The organism is Pseudomonas sp. LRP2-20 (genome assembly GCF_024349685.1).
In the GTDB taxonomy this organism is placed as follows: Bacteria; Pseudomonadota; Gammaproteobacteria; order Pseudomonadales; family Pseudomonadaceae; genus Aquipseudomonas.
In genome coordinates, this window is sequence record NZ_AP025944.1 from 165,728 (window position 1) to 189,003 (window position 23,276).

Sequence of the window (23,276 nt, forward strand, 5' to 3'; positions counted from 1 at the left end):
TGTCTAGGCCCCAAGCTGCTTGGCATTGGCGAATATACGCCCGCCTCTTGGTACAGGCGCTGCGCTGCATTGACTTGCGCGGGCGAGATCAATCGTTAGTCTTTAATAGTGGAGCAGGAAGGGCGGCTATATTTTCTGGACCGTTCGCTGTGCAGCCGTAATGGAATCTTCGGTTTTTGCTGCCGTCTGCTTGGAAGAACAACAGGCAATTGATGAAGGGGAATTCCCCACTCCTGCAAGGAAGAGCGCCACGTGGAATCCGACGTCAGAAGAATCCAGCTCAGCCACGATCCGCGAAGTCAGCACGACGATCCCCTGCTGGACTGTCTGCTGACCCTTTGCGTGCTGCACCAGAAACCCGCCAGCCGGGTGATGCTGACCACCGGATTGCCCCTGCCAGCTCAGCGCCTGAGCCCTGAGTTGCTGCCCCGTGCCGCAGCTCGGGCGGGCCTTCAGGGCCGCCTGTTGCAGCGCAAGCTGGAGCAGATACCCTCTATTGCCATGCCGGCCATGCTGCTGCTCAAGGAGGGCCGCGCCGCCGTCCTGCTCGGCTGGGAAAACCCTGAAACCGCGCGCCTGCTGCTCAGCGAAAGCGACGGTGGCGAAGTGCTGGTCAGCCGGGAAGCCCTGATCAGTGACTACAGCGGCCGGGTATTCTTCGCCCAGCCGCAGCACAAGTACGACGTCAACCACGGCAACCTCATCCCGCGCGCCAAGTCCTGGTTCCGCGACACCTTGTTGCGCAGCAAGTGGCTGTACATCGACGCCATCGCGGCCAGCCTGGTGATCAACCTGATTGCCCTGGCTGCACCGTTGTTCGTCATGAACGTGTACGACCGGGTAGTGCCCAATCAGGCCACCTCGACCCTCTGGGTGCTGGCGGTGGGCATTACCGGGGCCTACATCTTCGACCTGATCCTCAAGGGCCTGCGCAGCCTGTGCCTGGACCTGGCCGGCAAGAAGGCCGATCTGATCATCTCGGCCACGCTGTTCGAGCGCATCGTCGGCATGGCCATGAAGTATCGCCCCGCCAGGGTCGGCAGCTACGCGCAGAACATCCATGAATTCCAGGGCCTGCGCGATTTCCTCGCGTCGCTGACCCTCACCAGCCTGATCGACCTGCCGTTTACCCTGATCATCCTCATGGTCATCGGCATCATCGGCGGCCACCTGGTATGGATTCCGGTGCTCGCCTTCCCGTTGGCCCTCGGCATCGGCTATGCCCTGCAGAAGCCGCTGATGGCGACCATGGAACGGACCATGGCGCTGGCCTCCGAACGCCAGTCCAGCCTGATCGAAACCCTGGCCGGGCTGGATGCGGTCAAGGTCAACAACGCCGAAAGCGAACGCCAGTACAAGTGGGAGCAGACCCTTGGCACTCTCAGCCGCCTGGAACTGCGGGTAAAGGTGCTGTCGGGCCTGGCCATGAACATCACCTTGCTGATCCAGCAACTGGCAGGCGTGGCGATGATCTGCGTGGGGGTCTACCTGATCATCGATGGCAGCCTGAGCATGGGCGGGCTGGTTGCCTGCTACATGCTCAGCGGTCGCGCCCTAGGCCCGCTTGGCCAGTTGAATGGCCTGCTGGCGCGCTACCAGCAGGCCAAGGTGACCATGGCCGCCACCGACCAGATGATGGAGCTGCCCCAGGAGCGCAACTTCGAGGAGCGCCCGCTCAGCCGCCAGGTGCTGCAGGGTGCGATCGAGTTCCGTGGCGTCGATTTCACTTACCCCAACCAGCAGAACCAGGCCCTGAAGAACATCAGCCTGAGCATTCGCCCCGGCGAAAAGGTCGGCATCATCGGTCGCAGCGGCTCGGGCAAAAGCTCCCTGGCCAAGCTGCTGGTCGGCCTGTACGAGGCGGACAACGGTTCGCTGCTGGTCGACGGCGTGGATATCCGCCAGATCGATGTCAGCGAGCTGCGCCACAATATCGGCTACGTGCCCCAGGACATCCAGCTGCTGGCCGGTACCTTGCGCGACAACCTGGTCAGCGGTGCGCGTTACATCGAGGACGATATGATCCTGCAGGCTGCCGAGTTGTCCGGCGTGCACGAGTTCGCCCGGTTGCACCTGGACGGTTACGAGCTGCAGGTCGGCGAGCGCGGGCAGAACCTGTCCGGCGGCCAGCGACAGAACGTGGCCCTGGGCCGGGCACTGCTGCTCAACCCGCAGATCCTGCTGCTCGATGAGCCCACTGCGGCCATGGACAATACCGGCGAAGAGCGCCTCAAGCAGCGCCTGCAGGCGGTGATCGAGAGCAAGACCGTGCTGCTGGTCACCCACCGCGCCTCGCTGTTGACGCTGGTCGACCGGTTGATCGTCATCGACCGTGGTCAGGTAGTTGCCGACGGCCCGAAAACCGCTGTCATGGATGCACTGAAGAAGGGGCAGATCAGTGTTGCATAAGCTTGATATCGGTCAGTTCAAGGAACAGCTGCGCCGTTACTTCAAGGGCTCGGAGTCGCTGCACGGGCAGCCGCTTCCCGAGGTCAACAAGGCGCTTATCGAGGACGCCCCGCGCGTGGTGCGCCTGACAATCTGGGGGGTGATCGCGTTCTTCCTGTTCCTGATCGTCTGGGCCAGCTTCGCGCCCATCGACGAAGTCACCCGCGGCGAGGGCAAGGCCATTCCCTCGTCCAAGGTGCAGAAAGTCCAGAACCTTGAGGGCGGCATCGTCGCCGAAATTTTCGCCAAGGAAGGGGAGGTGGTGGAAGTCGGTCAGCCCTTGCTGCGCCTGGACGAAACGCGCTTCATCTCTAACAAGGGCGAGACCGAGGCCGAACGCGTGGCCATGGCCCTGCGCGTCGAGCGCCTGAGCGCCGAGGTCGATGACACCCCGCTGAAGATCGACGATAAGCTGCGCGAGGCCGCGCCCAGCCAGGCGGCCAGCGAAGAGTCGCTGTATGCCAGCCGGCGTCAGCAGTTGAATGACGAGGTCAACGGCCTGCAGCAGCAGCTGGTGCAGAAGCAGCAGGAGTTGCGCGAGTTCAATTCCAAGCACGCCCAGTACGCCAATAGCCTGCAGCTGTTGCGCCAGGAGATCGGCATGTCCGAACCGCTGGTGGCCAAGGGGGCGATTTCTCAGGTCGAGATCCTGCGCCTGCGCCGTTCCGAGGTGGAAACCCGCGGCGAGCTGGACGCCACCGAACTGGCCATCCCCCGCGCCGAGGCGGCGGTGAAGGAAGTGCAGAGCAAGATCGAGGAAACCCGCGGCAAGTTCCGCAGCGACGCCCTGACTCAACTCAACGAGGCCCGCACCGACCTGAACAAGGCCACTGCCACCACCAAGGCACTGGATGACCGGGTCAACCGTACGCTGGTCACTTCACCGGTGCGCGGCATCGTCAAGCAACTGCTGGTCAACACCATCGGCGGGGTGATCCAGCCGGGCAGCGACATCATCGAGATCGTGCCGCTGGACGATTCGCTGGTGATCGAGGCGAAGATCCTGCCCAAGGACATCGCGTTCCTGCACCCGGGGCAGGAAGCCATGGTCAAATTCACCGCCTATGACTACACCATTTACGGCGGCCTTGAGGCCAAGCTTGAGCAGATTGGCGCCGACACCATCACCGACGAAGACAAGAAGACCACCTACTACCCGATCCGCCTGCGCACCGGAAAGAGCCACCTGGGCAGCGACGCCAAACCGCTGCAAATCATCCCCGGGATGGTCGCCACAGTGGACATCAAGACCGGCAAGAAGACCATCATGAGCTATCTGCTCAAGCCGATCATCAAGGCTCGCACCGAGGCCCTGCGCGAGCGTTGAGCCTGTACCGGCCTCTTCGCGGGTAAACCCGCTCCCACAGGTCCTGCGCAGGCCTTGAGAGCCGCACGATCCCTGTGGGAGCGGGTTTACCCGCGAAGAGGGCCTCAGATCAACCCAGTGTCTTCATCTTCCTGGATCAGGTTGTTCAAGCTGCCCAGCGCTTTGCGCGCGGTGGAGCGGTTGAGCAGCTTGGCCTGGGCACCAGCGGGCAGGTCGGTGATGCTGATTACACCCTTGGTGGTCAGCACGTCGATCAGGTCCTCCAGCACGCGGATCATGTCCAGGTCGCTCTGCTTGAGCTGGCGCAGGCTGGTCTCGACCACGTCGTCGGCAAACCATTCGAGGATGTCGGCATGGTCGGCCGGGAGCATTTCCGTGAATTCGGCATAGGGGGCAGCTTCTACCCGCAGCAACTGGCCGTCGGCGTCGCGTTGCACGTAGAACATGGCGTCGTCCCTCGTCACGATGGTTCCTTAGTTGGTAATCCGCAGCATAGGCAAAGTTCACCAGGCAGGTGCGCCCGGCGCGTGAGTATGCGCTGCGCGAGGGTGGCAGGGAAGGCCGCCCCCGCGGTGGCCAGGGCTGGCCACCGCGGGACGGGGATCAGTGATCGACCTTGATGGTCGGGTCGGCACCGCTGATCAGCGAATTGACCGTGGTGTTCGACCAGTTCACGCCTTCGAGCTTGATGGTCACGTCGGCGCTGCCGCCGGCATTGAGCTTGCCGTCGGAGCTGACCTGCAAGGTCGAGGAGCCATCTGCCGCGGTGGTGATCTTCAGGTAGTTGTCGATGGTGCTGGCCGTCTCGCCCTGCAGCAGGTCGTGCAGGTCGAGGCGGTCACCCTCACTGGCCTTGAAGTCCTTGATCACGTCGTTGCCGACATCACCCGCCTTCCACACGAACAGGTCGGCACCGCTGCCACCGATCAGGATGTCATTGCCCTGGCCGCCGATGAGGGTGTCGTTGCCGCTGCCGCCGAGCAGGATGTCATTGCCCTTGCCGCCATCGAGGTAGTCGTTGCCACCCTGGCCGAAGATGATGTCATTGCCTGCGCCGCCGATCAGGGTGTCGCTGCCGTCGTTGGCCCCGGAGATGTCGAACTCGGTGTAGTGCTCGCTGACGTACTGGTGCATCGCCCGTGCGTCCACGTCACCGGCGTCGACCCCGGTCTTGCTGGCGACATAGGCCTGGATGGCCTCGACGCCGGTACCGGCGATGGACGGGAAGGTCACCAGGTCGCCGAAGATGATGTCGTTGCCGTCGCCGCCGTTGACCGTGTCATTGCCCGGTAGTGTGGCCTCGGTGTGGCCGAGGATGGCATCGGCGAGCTTGCTCGGGTCGATGTTGGTCTGCGGCTTGCCATCAGTGTCGTATGGCTTCAGGTCGTTGGCGTTGACGCCGCTGTTCAGGCCAATCGCTTCGACGTCGGACAGGCCCGAGAGGATTTTGAAGCTGTCCAGCGAATTGGCCAGGGTGGCGTCGTTGGTGCTGCTGCCGGTACCGCCCCGGGTCGACATCTCATAGGTGCCGTCGCCCTGGGCGTGCAGGGAGCCGGTTTCATAGGTACGCCAGCTGCCGTTGTTGCTGTTCTTGTACTGGATGGTGATGGAACCGTCGGAGTCGATGGACACGCGGGTCCTGCTGTCCACGGTGCTGTTGGTAACAGTATCACCCAGTTTGTAGTTGATCGACGACAGGTAGCTGTCCAGGGTGACGCTGCTGTTGGCCAGCGTCGGGTTGGTCTTTTCGTTGTACTGGTAGTACGTCGGCTGCCCGTCGGTAATGAAGAACGTCTGGTTGCTGCCGGTGCTGCCCGCTGCCTTGAGCGCCTCGAACCAGTTGGCGGTGGTCTTGAAGGCATCTTCGTAGTTGGTGCCGCCGCCGGACGACAGGGTGTTCAGCGCCGCGAGCAGGGTTTTCAGGCCCGCGTCGTTGAGGGTCACCGAGACCGTGCTCTTGACCTGGGTGGCGAAGTCCACCAGGAGGATGTTGACCACACCCGACTGGGCGCCTTTGACGCTGGCGGCCAGGGTCTTGAACACCGACTCCAGCGAAGACTTGGCCGCACTCACGCCCGACGAGCCCATAGAGCCCGAGGTGTCGACGATGAAGGCGATGTTGTAGTTCTGCCCCGGCACCACGTGCAGGCCGTTGACGTCCGACACGATGATGTCGTTGCCATCCGTGCCGTTGATGGTGTCGTTTTCCGCCGACAGGTTGCTGGTGGTATAGGTCTGCGGGTAGACCGTGACCTTGATGGTGCCCTCGGTGGTCGCAGCACTGCCACCAACGTTTTCGCTCGAGGTCGAGCTGACCTTCACGTCGAACTGGCCCTGGTAGTAGGCCGGTGGCTTGATGGTCAGGCTGCCAAGGTTCCAGCCAGTCACGTCGACGGCTTCGCTGCCCACGGTGAGGGTGTGGCCTGCGCTGTCGGCCAGCACCGAGCCTGCCGGGATGCCCGAGAGCTTGACGCTCAGGGATTCCGAACCGTCGGTGTCGGTCAGTGCGGTGTTGATGCTCACCAGCTTGATCGGTGCGCCGTTCTCGCCGCCTTCGTTGAGCTTGTAGCCGTCGTAGTAGCCCACGCCGTTGCTGCCATGCAAGTCGGAGACGGTGACGCCAGCGTTGGCCAGCGCGGCAACGTTCGGGTACATCGGGATGTTGGCGCTATTGAGGTCGGTGACCGCGCCGCTGCCCACCTGGATGTTGACGTCCAGGCTGCCAGGGCCGGCCTGGTTGGCGCTGTAGATCTCCAGGGTGTAGTAGCCGCTGGTGGTCGGCGTGAAGCTGCCGCTGATCTTGCCGCTGGCCGAGCCCCAGGTCGCGCCGGCGACGTTGTTGCCACCCACGACGATCTGCAGGCTATCGTCGGCGGTGCCGCTGAAGGTATACGTCTTGCCGGCCTCCAGGTAGATCAGGCCGGACGTCTTCGAGCCGGAGCCGGGGGTGATCGTGGCCGAGCTGTCGACCGTGCTCACCAGTTCGCTCTTGCTGGCATTGCCAGAGTTGGCGAACACGTTCTTCAGCGCGTCACCGGTGATGCCGTTGCCATTGGTGCCCAGGTCCTTGAGCGAGGTCCAGGTTTCCTTGGTCAGGCCCAGCGAGTTGACGCTGTTGCTGCCGATGCTCAGCGTCGGGGCGTCGGCGACCGGCTTGATATCGACCTTCAGCGTGGCCTGGGTGCCCGCATCCTTGCCGTCGGTAGGCGTGTACTTGATCTGCGCGTAGTCGGCCTGCTTGTTGCCCACACCGGTGCCGCCGTAGCCGTCGACGCCCGACTCGTTGGTGGCCGGCACGAACTTGAGCTTGCCGGCGGCGATGTCGGCCTGGCTGATGGTCTGGCCGGCCTTGACGTCGGTCCAGGTCGAGCCGACCAGCAGTTGCAGTTTGCCGGCGCCCGGCAGGGTGTTGATGGTCACGCCCAGGCTGCTCAGCGGCGAATCGACGTCACTGACGTTGAAGTCGCTCCAGGCCAATACCAGGTCGGTGTCCTCGTTGCCGGTGACCGCGCCGCCAGTGGTGGTCGGCGCATCGTTCACGGCAATCACGTTGACCGTGGTGGTCGCGGTGTTGGAGGTGTTGACACCATCGGTCACCGTCACCGTGATGATCCGTGGCGTGGTGCTCGGGTCTTCGCTGGTGTTGATGAAGGTGATGTTCTTGATCGCCTGGATGTAGTCGGCCAGCGAGGCGGTTCCGCTCAGGGTCAGCACCACCTTGCCGTCGGTGCTGTTGGCATTGATGGTGATGCCGTTGACGCTATTGCCCAGGTTCAGCGCATCGCCTGGCTGACGGTTGGTCAGGGTCACGGTGGCGCCGGTCAGCATCGAGCTGTCGTAGTCGGTGATGCTGACGTCGACATCGCCGATCGACACACCCTTGCCGTTTTCGGTGAAGGTGGTCTGGTAGTCGGCGCCGGCCTTGCCGCTGGAGTCGTTGGCGTCCAGGTCCAGCACCGGGGCCGGTTCGTAGATGACCGTGGTGGCGCTGCCGGCGCTGCCGCTGACGACCAGGTTCTCGAAGTTGCCGCCGGTGGCCGAGTCGATCTTGACGGTGAACTGCTCGGGGCCTTCGGTGACGTTGTCCTTGATGGTCGGGATGGTGAAGGTGGCCGTCGAGCTGTTGGCCTTGATCACCACGCTGACCACGCCGGTGTAGTCGGCACCGTTGCTGGCGGTACCGCTATAGCTCAGTTTCACCGTGACGTCGGTCTGCGCCGGGTTGGACAGCGTCAGGGTGTAGGTCGCCGTGCTGCCCTCGGCCACTGCGGCGGTGCCGTTGATGCTCAGGGTGGTGGTCTGGATGGTGTCTGTCACGGCGGTGACCGCAGGCTTGTCGCTGACGGTCAGCTGCTCGAAGTTGCCACCGGTGGTGCCGGTGATGGTCGCCGAGACGTTGCCCGCATCGATGTACACGTCGTCGGCCGGTGCCGCGACGGTGACGGTGCCGGAGCTCTTGCCGGCATCGATGTGGATCACCGCGCCGTTGCTCAGGGTGACGGTCATGGCAGTGCCGGCCTTGTTGGTCAAGGTGGCGGTGTAGACGATCTGGCCACCCTCGGCAACGGTCTGGGTCGCGCTCAGGCTCAGGCCGGTGTTGTCGATGGTGTCGGTGACCTTGGTTTCGGCATATGTGGCATCGGTGGTCAGCAACTCGAAGTCGCCACCCGTGGAGCCGGTGATGTTGACCTTCTGGGTGCTGGCATCCAGGTAAGGGTCGTCGCCCGGTGCATTGACCGTCACGCTGGCCTCACTCAGGCCCTTGCCGATGGTGATGACTTCACCGTTGCTCAGAGTGACCTTCATCTCGCTGCCGGCCGGGTTGGTCAGCTTGGCGGTGTAGGTAATCTGGCCGCCTTCGGCGACGGTCGGGGTGGCCGTCAGGCTCAGGGTGGTCAGGTCCTTGGTGTTCGGACCATCGTTCACCGTGGTGCTCGGCGTGCCGACGGCCACCAGCTTCTCGTAGTTACCGCCGGTCATGCCGGTGATGCTGTTGGTCAACGGGGTGTTGGTGATGTAGACGTTGTTCGGCGCGGTGTAGTTGACCGAACCGCTGGTTTCGTTGATGCCGATGGTGATGGTCTGGCCGTTGGCCAGGCTGATCACCAGCGGATGCTCGGTCACCGGCGAGGTCACGGTCGCGGTGTAGGTGACCACGCCGCCCTCGGTCACGCTTGGGGTGGCGGTCAGGGTTACGGTGCTGGTGTCGATGGTATCGGTCACGGCCGTGACCGCCGGGGTCGCGCTGACGTTCAGCTTCTCGAAGTCACCGCCGGTGGTGCCGGTGATGCTCGTGCTGACACTGCCGGCATCCACGTAGACGGTATTTTTCGGCGCGTCGACGGTGACGGTGCCTTCGCTCAGGCCCTTGGCAATGGTGACCACCGAGCCGTTGCTCAGGTTGATGGTCATGGCGCTGCCGGCCGGGTTGCTCAGCTTGACGGTATAGGTGATCTGGCCGCCTTCCTGGACGGTACCGGTAGCGCTCAGGCTGACGTTGGTGGTGTCCAGGTTGCTCGGGTTATCGGTGATCGTGGTGCTCGGGGTACCGGTGGTGACCAGTTTTTCGTAGTTGCCGCCAGTGACGCTGGTGATGCTGTTGGTCACCGTCGGGTTGGTGGCGTAGACGTTGTTCGGCGCGGTGTAGTTGACCGAACCGCTGGTTTCGTTGATGCCGATGGTGATGCTCTGACCGTTGGCCAGGCTGATCACCAGCGGTTTCTCGGTCACGGGTGCGGTTACCGTGGCGGTGTAGGTGATCACGCCACCTTCCACAGCCGATGGCGTGGCAGTCAGGGTCACGGTACTGGTGTCGATGGTGTCGATGACCGAGGTCACGGCCGGCTTGGCACTGACGGCCAGCTTCTCGAAGTCACCACCCGTGGTGCCGGTGATGCTCGCGCTGACGCTGCTGGCATCCACGTACACGGTGTTCTTCGGCGCATCGACGGTGACGGTGCCTTCGCTCAGACCCTTGGCGATGGTGATGACCGCGCCATTGCTGAGGGTGACCTTCATCTCGCTGCCGGCCGGGTTGGTCAGCTTGGCGGTATAGGTGATCTGGCCGCCTTCCTGGACGGTGCCGGTGGCGGTCAGGCTGACCCCGGTGGTGTCCAGGTGCGAGGGGTCATCGGTGACCGTGGTGGTCGGGGTACCGTCAGTGACCAGCTTCTCGTAGTTACCGCCGGTCACGCCAGTGATGCTGTTGGTCAGCGGGGTGTTGGTGGTGTAGACGTTGTTTGGTGCGGTGAAATTCACCGAACCGCTGGTCTCATTGACGCCGATGGTGATGCTCTGGCCGTTGGCCAGGCTGATCACCAGCGGGCTGCCGGTGACCGGTGCGCTGACGGTGGCGGTGTACACCACGACGCCGCCTTCGGTCACGCTCGGGGTGGCGCTGAGGACTACAGTGCTGGTGTCGATGCTGTCGGTCACCGACGTGACGGCGGCATTCGGGCTGACGGTCAGGTGCTCGAAGTCGCCACCGGTTGTGCCGCTGATGGTCGCACTGACGCTGCCCGCATCCACGTACACGGTGTTCTTCGGTGCGTCGATGGTGACGGTGCCTTCACTCTGGCCCTTGGCGATGGTGATGACTTCACCGTTGCTGAGGGTGACCTTCATCTCGCTGCCGGCCGGGTTTGTCAGCTTGGCGGTGTAGGTAATCTGGCCGCCTTCTTCAACGGTGTTGGTTGCGGTTAGCGTCAGGCCGGTGTTGTCCAGTTTCGCCGGGTCATCGGTGACCGTGGTGCTCGGGGTTCCCGATGCGACCAGCTTCTCGTAGTTGCCACCGGTGACGTCAGTGATGCTGTTGGTCAGCGGCGTGTTGGTGGTGTAGACGTTGTTTGGTGCAGTGAAGTTGACCGAGCCGCTGGTCTCGTTGAGGCCAATGGTGATGCTTTGGCCGTTGGCCAGGGTGATCACCAGCGGGCTGCCGGTAACCGGGGCGCTGACGGTGGCGGTGTACACCACGGTGCCGCCTTCGGTGACCGATGGCGTTGCGCTGAGGATGACCGTCGAAGTGTCGATCGAGTCGGTCACGGTGGTGACCACCGGGTTGGTGTTGATGTTGAGGTTCTCGAAGTCACCACCAGTGGTGCCGGTGATGCTTGCCTTCACTTCACCTGCGTCGACGTAGACCGTGTTCTTCGGCGCGTCGACGGTGACGGTGCCTTCGCTCAGACCCTTGGCGATGGTGATGACCGCGCCATTGCTGAGGGTGACCTTCATCTCGCTGCCGGCCGGGTTGGTCAGCTTGGCGGTATAGGTGATCTGGCCGCCTTCCTGGACGGTGCCGGTGGCGGTCAGGCTGACCCCGGTGGTGTCCAGGTGCGAGGGGTCATCGGTGACCGTGGTGGTCGGGGTACCGTCAGTGACCAGCTTCTCGTAGTTGCCGCCGGCCACGCTGGTGATGCTGTTGGTCAGCGGTGTATTGGTGGTGTAGACATTGTTCGGCGCAACGAAGTCTACGGAACCACTGGTCTCGTTGACCTTGATGACGATGCTCTGACCGTTGGCGAGCGAAATCACCAGCGGTGAGCCAGTTACCGGCGCTGTCACGGTTGCCGTGTAGGTCACCACGCCGCCCTCGCTGACGCTTGGGGTGGCTGTCAGGGTGATCGTGCTGGTGTCGATCGAGTCGCTGATGACGGTCTCGACCGGGGTCTTGTCGGCAGTCAGGGCTTCGAAGTTGCCACCTTCAGCCTTCTCGATCGAGACCGAAACGGTGGAGCCATTGTTGTAGACGTCGTTAGCCGCCGTCGGTACATCGACAGAGCCCACAGTCTTGCCGGCTTCCACGGTGATGGTCTTGCCGTTCGACAGGGTCACGGTCACAGCGGTCTGTGCTGGGTTGCTCAGGGTCACGGTGTAGGTGATCACGCCGCCTTCGGTGATGCCTGGGGTGGCGGTCAGCGTAGCGGTAGTGGTGTCGATCGAATCGCTGATGACGGTCTCGACTGGGGTCTTGTCGGCAGTCAGGGCTTCGAAGTTGCCGCCTTCGGCTTTCTCGATGCTGACGCTGACTGTCGAACCGTTGTTGTAGACGTCGTTGGCGGGCGTCTGGAAATCGACGCTACCGGTGCTCTTCCCGGCTTCGACGGTGATGGTCTGACCGTTGGACAGAGTCACGGTCACCGGGGTCTGGGCCGGATTGCTCAGGGTCACGGTGTAGGTGATCACGCCACCTTCAGTGATGCCTGGAGTGGCGGTCAGCGTAGCGGTAGTGGTGTCGATCGAGTCGCTGATGACAGTTTCGACTGGGGTCTTGTCGGCAGCCAGGGCTTCGAAGTTGCCACCTTCAGCCTTCTCGATCGAGACCGAAACGGTGGAGCCATTGTTGTAGACGTCGTTAGCCGCCGTCGGTACATCGACAGAGCCCACGGTCTTGCCGGCTTCGACGGTGATGGTCTTGCCGTTGCTCAGCGTGACCGTCACGGCGGTCTGAGCCGGATTGCTCAGGGTCACGGTGTAAGTGATCACACCGCCTTCGGTGATGCCTGGGGTGGCGGTCAACGTGGCAGTGGTGGTGTCGATCGAATCGCTGATGACGGTTTCGACTGGGGTCTTGTCGGCATTCAGGGCTTCGAAGTTACCGCCTTCGGCCTTCTCGATCGAAACCGAAACGGTGGAGCCGTTGTTGTAGACGTCGTTGGCCGCCGTCGGTACATCGACAGAGCCCACGGTCTTGCCGGCTTCGACGGTGATGGTCTTGCCGTTGCTCAGCGTAACCGTCACGGCGGTCTGAGCCGGATTGCTCAGGGTCACGGTGTAGGTGATCACGCCGCCTTCAGTGATGCCTGGAGTGGCGGTCAGCGTAGCGGTAGTGGTGTCGATCGAATCGCTGATGACGGTTTCGACCGGGGTCTTGTCGGCAGTCAGGGCTTCGAAGTTACCGCCTTCGGCTTTCTCGATACTGACGCTGACTGTCGAGCCGTTGTTGTAGACGTCGTTGGCCGCCGTCGGTACATCGACAGAGCCCACAGTCTTGCCGGCTTCGACGGTGATGGTCTTGCCGTTGCTCAGCGTAACCGTCACGGCGGTCTGAGCCGGGTTGCTCAGGGTCACGGTGTAGGTGATCACGCCACCTTCGGTGATACCTGGGGTAGCCGAAAGGGTCGCAGTGGTGGTGTCGATCGAGTCGCTGATGACGGTCTCGACCGGGGTCTTGTCGGCAGTCAGGGCTTCGAAGTTGCCGCCCTCAGCCTTCTCGATCGAAACCGAAACGGTGGAACCGTTGTTGTAGACGTCGTTGGCCGGCGTCTGGAAATCGACGCTACCGGTGCTCTTGCCAGCTTCGACGGTGATGGTCTGACCATTGGACAGAGTCACGGTCACCGGGGTCTGGGCCGGATTGCTCAGGGTCACGGTGTAGGTGATCACGCCGCCTTCAGTGATGCCTGGAGTGGCGGTCAGCGTAGCGGTAGTGGCGTCGATCGAGTCGCTGATGACGGTCTCGACCGGGGTCTTGTCGGCAGTCAGGGCTTCGAAGTTGCCGCCTTCGGCTTTCTCGATGCTGACGCTGACAGTCGAACCGTTGTTGTAGACGTCGTTGGCCGCCGTCGGTACATCGACAGAGCCCACAGTCTTGCCGGCTTCGACGGTGATGGTCTTGCCATTCGACAGAGTCACGGTCACGGCGGTCTGTGCTGGGTTGCTCAGGGTCACGGTGTAGGTGATTACGCCGCCCTCGGTCACGCTAGGCGACGCGGTCAGGGTGGCGGTAGTGGTGTCGATCGAATCGCTGATGACAGTTTCGACCGGGGTCTTGTCGGCAGTCAGGGCTTCGAAGTTGCCGCCTTCGGCTTTCTCGATGCTGACGCTGACAGTCGAACCGTTGTTGTACACGTCGTTAGCCGCCGTCGGTACATCGACAGAGCCCACAGTCTTGCCCGCTTCGACGGTGATGGTCTTGCCGTTGCTCAGCGTAACCGTCACGGGGGTCTGAGCCGGGTTGCTCAGGGTCACGGTGTAGGTGATCACACCGCCTTCAGTGATGCCTGGAGTGGCGGTCAGCGTAGCGGTAGTGGTGTCGATCGAATCGCTGATGACGGTCTCGACCGGGGTCTTGTCGGCAGTCAGGGCTTCGAAGTTGCCGCCTTCAGCCTTCTCGATCGAAACCGAAACGGTGGAGCCGTTGTTGTAGACGTCGTTAGCGGCTGTCGGCACATCCACGCTGCCCACAGTCTTGCCGGCTTCGACGGTGATGGTCTTGCCGTTGCTCAGCGTAACCGTCACGGGGGTCTGAGCCGGGTTGCTCAGGGTCACGGTGTAGGTGATCACGCCGCCTTCGGTGATACCTGGGGTAGCCGAAAGGGTCGCAGTGGTGGTGTCGATCGAATCGCTGATGACGGTCTCGACCGGGGTCTTGTCGGCAGTCAGGGCTTCGAAGTTGCCGCCCTCAGCCTTCTCGATCGAAACCGAAACGGTGGAGCCGTTGTTGTAGACGTCGTTGGCCGCCGTCGGCACATCGACAGAACCCACGGTCTTGCCGGCTTCGACGGTGATGGTCTTGCCGTTGCTCAGCGTAACCGTCACGGGGGTCTGAGCCGGGTTGCTCAGGGTCACGGTGTAGGTGATCACGCCGCCTTCGGTGATACCTGGGGTAGCCGAAAGGGTCGCAGTGGTGGTGTCGATCGAATCGCTGATGACGGTCTCGACCGGGGTCTTGTCGGCAGTCAGGGCTTCGAAGTTGCCGCCCTCAGCCTTCTCGATCGAAACCGAAACGGTGGAGCCGTTGTTGTAGACGTCGTTGGCCGCCGTCGGCACATCGACAGAACCCACGGTCTTGCCGGCTTCGACGGTGATGGTCTTGCCGTTGCTCAGCGTAACCGTCACGGGGGTCTGAGCCGGGTTGCTCAGGGTCACGGTGTAGGTGATCACGCCGCCTTCGGTGATACCTGGGGTAGCCGAAAGGGTCGCAGTGGTGGTGTCGATCGAATCGCTGATGACGGTCTCGACCGGGGTCTTGTCGGCATTCAGGGCTTCGAAGTTGCCGCCTTCAGCCTTCTCGATCGAAACCGAAACGGTGGAGCCGTTGTTGTAGACGTCGTTGGCCGCCGTCGGCACATCGACAGAACCCACGGTCTTGCCGGCTTCGACGGTGATGGTCTTGCCATTGCTCAGCGTGACCGTCACGGCGGTCTGAGCCGGATTGCTCAGGGTCACGGTGTAAGTGATCACACCGCCTTCGGTGATACCTGGAGTGGCGGTCAGCGTAGCGGTAGTGGCGTCGATCGAATCGCTGATGACGGTTTCGGCAGGCGCCGGGTTCGGTGTCAGTTGCTCGAAGTTGCCGCCAGTGGCACCGGTGATGGTGGTGCTGACGGTGGAGCCGTTGTTGTAGACGTCATTGGCCGGCGTCTGGAAATCGACGCTACCGGTGCTCTTGCCAGCTTCGACGGTGATGGTCTGACCATTGGACAGAGTCACGGTCACCGGGGTCTGGGCCGGATTGCTCAGGGTCACGGTGTAGGTGATCACGCCGCCTTCAGTGATGCCTGGAGTGGCGGTCAGCGTAGCGGTAGTGGTGTCGATCGAATCGCTGATGACGGTCTCGACCGGGGTCTTGTCGGCAGTCAGGGCTTCGAAGTTGCCGCCCTCAGCCTTCTCGATCGAAACCGAAACGGTGGAGCCGTTGTTGTAGACGTCGTTGGCCGCCGTCGGCACATCGACAGAACCCACGGTCTTGCCGGCTTCGACGGTGATGGTCTTGCCGTTGCTCAGCGTAACCGTCACGGGGGTCTGAGCCGGGTTGCTCAGGGTCACGGTGTAGGTGATCACGCCGCCTTCGGTGATACCTGGGGTAGCCGAAAGGGTCGCAGTGGTGGTGTCGATCGAATCGCTGATGACGGTCTCGACCGGGGTCTTGTCGGCATTCAGGGCTTCGAAGTTGCCGCCTTCAGCCTTCTCGATCGAAACCGAAACGGTGGAGCCGTTGTTGTAGACGTCGTTGGCCGCCGTCGGCACATCGACAGAACCCACGGTCTTGCCGGCTTCGACGGTGATGGTCTTGCCGTTGCTCAGCGTGACCGTCACGGCGGTCTGAGCCGGATTGCTCAGGGTCACGGTGTAAGTGATCACACCGCCTTCGGTGATACCTGGAGTGGCGGTCAGCGTAGCGGTAGTGGCGTCGATCGAATCGCTGATGACGGTTTCGGCAGGCGCCGGGTTCGGTGTCAGTTGCTCGAAGTTGCCGCCAGTGGCACCGGTGATGGTGGTGCTGACGGTGGAGCCGTTGTTGTAGACGTCATTGGCCGGCGTCTGGAAATCGACGCTACCGGTGCTCTTGCCAGCTTCGACGGTGATGGTCTGACCATTGGACAGAGTCACGGTCACCGGGGTCTGGGCCGGATTGCTCAGGGTCACGGTGTAGGTGATCACGCCGCCTTCAGTGATGCCTGGAGTGGCGGTCAGCGTAGCGGTAGTGGTGTCGATCGAATCGCTGATGACGGTCTCGACCGGGGTCTTGTCGGCAGTCAGGGCTTCGAAGTTGCCGCCCTCAGCCTTCTCGATCGAAACCGAAACGGTGGAGCCGTTGTTGTAGACGTCGTTGGCCGCCGTCGGCACATCGACAGAACCCACGGTCTTGCCGGCTTCGACGGTGATGGTCTTGCCGTTGCTCAGCGTAACCGTCACGGGGGTCTGAGCCGGGTTGCTCAGGGTCACGGTGTAGGTGATCACGCCGCCTTCGGTGATACCTGGGGTAGCCGAAAGGGTCGCAGTGGTGGTGTCGATCGAATCGCTGATGACGGTCTCGACCGGGGTCTTGTCGGCATTCAGGGCTTCGAAGTTGCCGCCTTCAGCCTTCTCGATCGAAACCGAAACGGTGGAGCCGTTGTTGTAGACGTCGTTGGCCGCCGTCGGCACATCGACAGAACCCACGGTCTTGCCGGCTTCGACGGTGATGGTCTTGCCGTTGCTCAGCGTGACCGTCACGGCGGTCTGAGCCGGATTGCTCAGGGTCACGGTGTAAGTGATCACACCGCCTTCGGTGATACCTGGAGTGGCGGTCAGCGTAGCGGTAGTGGCGTCGATCGAATCGCTGATGACGGTTTCGGCAGGCGCCGGGTTCGGTGTCAGTTGCTCGAAGTTGCCGCCAGTGGCACCGGTGATGGTGGTGCTGACGGTGGAGCCGTTGTTGTAGACGTCATTGGCCGGCGTCTGGAAATCGACGCTACCGGTGCTCTTGCCAGCTTCGACGGTGATGGTCTGACCATTGGACAGAGTCACGGTCACCGGGGTCTGGGCCGGATTGCTCAGGGTCACGGTGTAGGTGATCACGCCACCTTCGGTGATGCCTGGAGTGGCGGTCAGCGTAGCGGTAGTGGTGTCGATCGAGTCGCTGATGACAGTTTCGACTGGGGTCTTGTCGGCAGCCAGGGCTTCGAAGTTGCCGCCCTCAGCCTTCTCGATCGAAACCGAAACGGTGGAGCCGTTGTTGTAGACGTCGTTGGCCGCCGTCGGCACATCGACAGAACCCACGGTCTTGCCGGCTTCGACGGTGATGGTCTTGCCGTTGCTCAGCGTAACCGTCACGGGGGTCTGAGCCGGGTTGCTCAGGGTCACGGTGTAGGTGATCACGCCGCCTTCGGTGATACCTGGGGTAGCCGAAAGGGTCGCAGTGGTGGTGTCGATCGAATCGCTGATGACGGTCTCGACCGGGGTCTTGTCGGCATTCAGGGCTTCGAAGTTGCCGCCTTCAGCCTTCTCGATCGAAACCGAAACGGTGGAGCCGTTGTTGTAGACGTCGTTGGCCGCCGTCGGCACATCGACAGAACCCACGGTCTTGCCGGCTTCGACGGTGATGGTCTTGCCGTTGCTCAGCGTGACCGTCACGGCGGTCTGAGCCGGATTGCTCAGGGTCACGGTGTAAGTGATCACACCGCCTTCGGTGATACCTGGAGTGGCGGTCAGCGTAGCGGTAGTGGCGTCGATCGAATCGCTGATGACGGTTTCGGCAGGCGCCGGGTTCGGTGTCAGTTGCTCGAAGTTGCCGCCAGTGGCACCGGTGATGGTGGTGCTGACGGTGGAGCCGTTGTTGTAGACGTCATTGGCCGGCGTCTGGAAATCGACGCTACCGGTGCTCTTGCCAGCTTCGACGGTGATGGTCTGACCATTGGACAGAGTCACGGTCACCGGGGTCTGGGCCGGATTGCTCAGGGTCACGGTGTAGGTGATCACGCCACCTTCGGTGATGCCTGGAGTGGCGGTCAGCGTAGCGGTAGTGGTGTCGATCGAGTCGCTGATGACAGTTTCGACTGGGGTCTTGTCGGCAGCCAGGGCTTCGAAGTTGCCGCCCTCAGCCTTCTCGATCGAAACCGAAACGGTGGAACCGTTGTTGTAGACGTCGTTGGCCGCTGTCGGTACATCGACAGAGCCTACGGTCTTGCCAGCTTCCACGGTGATGGTCTTGCCATTCGACAAGGTCACGGTCACAGCGGTCTGAGCTGGGTTGCTCAGCGTCACTGTGTAGGTGATCACGCCACCTTCGGTGATGCCTGGAGTGGCGGTCAGCGTAGCGGTAGTGGTGTCGATCGAGTCGCTGATGACAGTTTCGACTGGGGTCTTGTCGGCATTCAGGGCCTCGAAGTTGCCGCCTTCGGCTTTTTCGATGCTGACGCTGACTGTCGAACCGTTGTTGTAGACGTCGTTAGCGGCTGTCGGCACATCGACGCTGCCTACAGTCTTGCCGGCTTCGACGGTGATGGTCTTGCCATTCGACAAGGTCACGGTCACGGCGGTCTGAGCTGGGTTGCTCAGGGTCACGGTGTAGGTGATCACGCCACCTTCGGTGATACCTGGGGTAGCCGAAAGGGTCGCAGTGGTGGTGTCGATCGAGTCGCTGATGACGGTCTCGACTGGGGTCTTGTCGGCAGTCAGGGCTTCGAAGTTGCCGCCTTCGGCTTTCTCGATGCTGACGCTGACTGTCGAACCGTTGTTGTAGACGTCGTTGGCGGGCGTCTGGAAATCGACGCTACCGGTGCTCTTCCCGGCTTCGACGGTGATGGTCTGACCGTTGGACAGAGTCACGGTCACCGGGGTCTGGGCCGGATTGCTCAGGGTCACGGTGTAGGTGATCACGCCACCTTCAGTGATGCCTGGAGTGGCGGTCAGCGTAGCGGTAGTGGTGTCGATCGAGTCGCTGATGACAGTTTCGACTGGGGTCTTGTCGGCAGCCAGGGCTTCGAAGTTGCCGCCCTCAGCCTTCTCGATCGAAACCGAAACGGTGGAACCGTTGTTGTAGACGTCGTTGGCCGCTGTCGGTACATCGACAGAGCCTACGGTCTTGCCAGCTTCCACGGTGATGGTCTTGCCATTCGACAAGGTCACGGTCACAGCGGTCTGAGCTGGGTTGCTCAGCGTCACTGTGTAGGTGATCACGCCACCTTCGGTGATGCCTGGAGTGGCGGTCAGCGTAGCGGTAGTGGTGTCGATCGAGTCGCTGATGACAGTTTCGACTGGGGTCTTGTCGGCATTCAGGGCCTCGAAGTTGCCGCCTTCGGCTTTTTCGATGCTGACGCTGACTGTCGAACCGTTGTTGTAGACGTCGTTAGCGGCTGTCGGCACATCGACGCTGCCTACAGTCTTGCCGGCTTCGACGGTGATGGTCTTGCCATTCGACAAGGTCACGGTCACGGCGGTCTGAGCTGGGTTGCTCAGGGTCACGGTGTAGGTGATCACGCCACCTTCGGTGATACCTGGGGTAGCCGAAAGGGTCGCAGTGGTGGTGTCGATCGAGTCGCTGATGACGGTCTCGACTGGGGTCTTGTCGGCAGTCAGGGCTTCGAAGTTGCCGCCTTCGGCTTTCTCGATGCTGACGCTGACTGTCGAACCGTTGTTGTAGACGTCGTTGGCGGGCGTCTGGAAATCGACGCTACCGGTGCTCTTCCCGGCTTCGACGGTGATGGTCTGACCGTTGGACAGAGTCACGGTCACCGGGGTCTGGGCCGGATTGCTCAGGGTCACGGTGTAGGTGATCACGCCACCTTCAGTGATGCCTGGAGTGGCGGTGAGCGTAGCGGTAGTGGTGTCGATCGAATCGCTGATGACGGTCTCGACTGGGGTCTTGTCGGCAGTCAGGGCTTCGAAGTTGCCGCCTTCGGCTTTCTCGATGCTGACGCTGACTGTCGAACCGTTGTTGTAGACGTCGTTGGCGGGCGTCTGGAAATCGACGCTACCGGTGCTCTTCCCGGCTTCGACGGTGATGGTCTGACCGTTGGACAGAGTCACGGTCACCGGGGTCTGGGCCGGATTGCTCAGGGTCACGGTGTAGGTGATCACGCCACCTTCAGTGATGCCTGGAGTGGCGGTGAGCGTAGCGGTAGTGGTGTCGATCGAATCGCTGATGACGGTCTCGACCGGGGTCTTGTCGGCAGCCAGGGCTTCGAAGTTGCCGCCCTCAGCCTTCTCGATCGAAACCGAAACGGTGGAACCGTTGTTGTAGACGTCGTTGGCCGCTGTCGGTACATCGACAGAGCCCACGGTCTTGCCAGCTTCCACGGTGATGGTCTTGCCATTCGACAAGGTCACGGTCACAGCGGTCTGAGCTGGGTTGCTCAGCGTCACGGTGTAGGTGATCACGCCACCTTCGGTGATACCTGGGGTCGCCGAAAGGGTCGCAGTGGTGGTATCGATCGAATCGCTGATGACGGTCTCGACCGGGGTCTTGTCGGCAGCCAGGGCTTCGAAGTTGCCGCCCTCAGCCTTCTCGATCGAAACCGAAACGGTGGAACCGTTGTTGTAGACGTCGTTAGCGGCTGTCGGTACATCGACGCTGCCTACAGTCTTGCCGGCGTCGACGGTGATGGTCTTGCCATTCGACAAGGTCACGGTCACGGCGGTCTGAGCTGGGTTGCTCAGGGTCACGGTGTAAGTGATCACGCCACCTTCGGTGATGCCTGGGGTCGCCGAAAGGGTCGCAGTAGTGGTGTCGATCGAATCGCTGATGACGGTCTCGACCGGGGTCTTGTCGGCAGCCAGGGCTTCGAAGTTGCCGCCCTCAGCCTTCTCGATCGAAACCGAAACGGTGGAACCGTTGTTGTAGACGTCGTTGGCCGCTGTCGGTACATCGACAGAGCCTACGGTCTTGCCGGCATCCACGGTGATGGTCTTGCCATTCGACAAGGTCACGGTCACGGCGGTCTGAGCTGGGTTGCTCAGCGTCACGGTGTAGGTGATCACGCCACCTTCGGTGATGCCTGGAGTGGCGGTCAGCGTAGCGGTAGTGGTGTCGATCGAGTCGCTGATGACGGTCTCGACTGGGGTCTTGTCGGCAGTCAGGGCTTCGAAGTTGCCGCCTTCGGCTTTCTCGATGCTGACGCTGACTGTCGAACCGTTGTTGTAGACGTCGTTAGCGGCTGTCGGTACATCGACGCTGCCCACAGTTTTGCCGGCTTCGACCGTGATGGTCTTGCCGTTCGACAAGGTCACGGTCACGGCGGTCTGAGCCGGATTGCTCAGGGTCACGGTGTAAGTGATCACACCGCCTTCGGTGATGCCTGGGGTGGCGGTCAGCGTAGCGGTAGTGGAGTCGATCGAGTCGCTGATGACGGTCTCGACTGGGGTCTTGTCGGCAGTCAGGGCTTCGAAGTTGCCGCCTTCGGCTTTCTCGATGCTGACGCTGACTGTCGAACCGTTGTTGTAGACGTCGTTAGCGGCTGTCGGCACATCGACGCTGCCTACAGTCTTGCCGGCTTCGACGGTGATGGTCTGGCCATTGGACAGAGTCACGGTCACCGGAGTCTGGGCAGGGTTGCTCAGGGTCACGGTGTAAGTGATCACGCCGCCCTCGGTCACGCTAGGCGACGCGGTCAGGGTGGCGGTGGTGGTGTCGATCGAGTCGCTGATGACGGTTTCGGCAGGCGCCGGGTTCGGCGTCAGTTGCTCGAAGTTGCCGCCAGTGGCACTGGTGATGGTGGTGCTGACGGTCGAGCCGTTGTTGTAGACGTCATTGGCCGGCGTCTGGAAATCGACGCTACCGGTGCTCTTGCCAGCTTCGACGGTGATGGTCTGGCCATTGGACAGAGTCACGGTCACCGGAGTCTGGGCAGGGTTGCTCAGGGTCACGGTGTAAGTGATCACGCCGCCCTCGGTCACGCTAGGCGACGCGGTCAGGGTGGCGGTGGTGGTGTCGATCGAGTCGCTGATGACGGTTTCGGCAGGCGCCGGGTTCGGCGTCAGTTGCTCGAAGTTGCCGCCAGTGGCACTGGTGATGGTGGTGCTGACGGTCGAGCCGTTGTTGTAGACATCATTGGCCGGCGTCTGGAAATCGACGCTACCGGTGCTCTTGCCAGCTTCGACGGTGATGGTCTGACCATTCGACAGGGTCACGGTCACCGGAGTCTGGGCAGGATTGCTCAGGGTCACGGTGTAGGTGATCACGCCACCCTCGGTCACGCTAGGCGACGCGGTCAGGGTGGCGGTGGTGGTGTCGATGGTGTCGGTGATCTCGGTCACTGCCGGCGTCTGCGGCAAGGTCACGATTACGTTGCCGCCGCCGGTGGTACCGGTCACGGTGGTGGAAATCTGCCCGCCATCGATGTACGGCGTGTCGTTCCCGGCAACCGGTACGTTGACGGTGCCGGTGGTCTGGCCGGCCGGAATGACGATCACCGCGCCGTTCGACAGGGTCACGGTCAGGTTGGTCGCCGGAGCCTGGCCAACAGTGGCGGTGTAAACGATCACGCCACCCGCTTCGGTGATGGAAGGGGTGGCGCTGAGGGTGAGATCGGTGGCGATCATCGTGACCGCCGTACTGGTGGCGCTATCGACGCCCCCGGTCTGCTCGGTGCTCGCCGCAGTGGCGAAGCCTATCGGGGCAGTGGGGAAACCGATGGTCGGGTCCACGCTGCCGGCCGTTGCGTCGAGCATCACGAAGCTGTGGCCGCCGCCTGCCGCGCCGCCTCCGCCTGCCGCCGAAGGGCCGGCAGCCGTGGCTTCGAGCTGTGTGGTCGGGTCGACACCGGCGGCGATCGCCTGCTGCAGTTCTTCAACCGACGGGGCGGCCTGTGCTGCGGCCTGGCCCAAGTCAGTGCTGCTGTCCGGCGCTTCGGCGCTCCATTGGGTGTCGCGGCCCAGGTCGAGCAGGCGGCCATCGGCCAATTCGAGGGTAACGGCCCCGCCCACGCCCGTGAGTACCTGCTCGCCCGCGAACAGGCGATCGCCCTCGATGAGTACGCGCCGGATGCCTTCTGGGGATACTGCGATGACCTGGCCAACAATGCTCTTGACGATGGCAACAACGCTGCTCATTGGACTCTCCGGCTTACCCGATGATGGGACGTCCCTGCTCAGATCGGCGTCTGCGGCGCCGCATCAGGCGGAATTGTGTCATTAATATGTCTGAAGTTTTTGGCGTCAATTAATTGGCTATAACTGGTTGGAATTAACTTTATGCCAAACTATTGACCTTATGTTCGCCATCCTAAACAATCGGCGAAGTAATGTCACATTGATATTTGAACGTTTGCTTTCTCTTCCCGAAGTGCCTCTCGAAGTGCCT

4 protein-coding genes are annotated in these 23,276 nt (G+C 62.2%); 2 read left to right on the forward strand and 2 right to left on the reverse strand.

The window, feature by feature from the left end:
- Positions 1 to 252 precede the first annotated feature (252 nt).
- Together OCX61_RS00680 and OCX61_RS00685 are read left to right on the forward strand one after the other, a co-directional pair.
- On the forward strand, positions 253 to 2,409 hold the full coding sequence (locus OCX61_RS00680; RefSeq protein ID WP_261942207.1) for a type I secretion system permease/ATPase: 2,157 nt from the start codon (positions 253 to 255) through the stop codon (positions 2,407 to 2,409).
- Positions 2,399 to 3,775, forward strand: a complete 1,377-nt coding sequence (locus tag OCX61_RS00685; RefSeq protein ID WP_261942208.1) for an HlyD family type I secretion periplasmic adaptor subunit — start codon at positions 2,399 to 2,401, stop codon at positions 3,773 to 3,775. The genes OCX61_RS00680 and OCX61_RS00685 overlap by 11 nt, the downstream gene beginning before the upstream one ends.
- A gap of 104 nt (positions 3,776 to 3,879) precedes the next feature.
- Here OCX61_RS00685 and OCX61_RS00690 read toward each other — a convergent pair whose 3' ends face one another.
- Entirely contained in the window at positions 3,880 to 4,221 is a 342-nt protein-coding gene (locus tag OCX61_RS00690) for a tryptophan synthase subunit beta (RefSeq protein WP_261944249.1), read from the reverse strand.
- A 157-nt stretch (positions 4,222 to 4,378) separates the two neighbouring features.
- Positions 4,379 to 23,026, reverse strand: coding sequence for an immunoglobulin-like domain-containing protein (locus OCX61_RS00695; protein ID WP_261944375.1), 18,648 nt, complete (start codon positions 23,024 to 23,026; stop codon positions 4,379 to 4,381).
- Positions 23,027 to 23,276: the final 250 nt, after the last annotated feature.

Excerpts from the sequence above, each read along its gene's own strand:
- OCX61_RS00690 (WP_261944249.1), bottom strand. The coding sequence starts at position 4,221 with ATGTTCTACGTGCAACGCGACGCCGACGGCCAGTTGCTGCGGGTAGAA.
- OCX61_RS00695 (WP_261944375.1), bottom strand. The coding sequence starts at position 23,026 with ATGAGCAGCGTTGTTGCCATCGTCAAGAGCATTGTTGGCCAGGTCATC.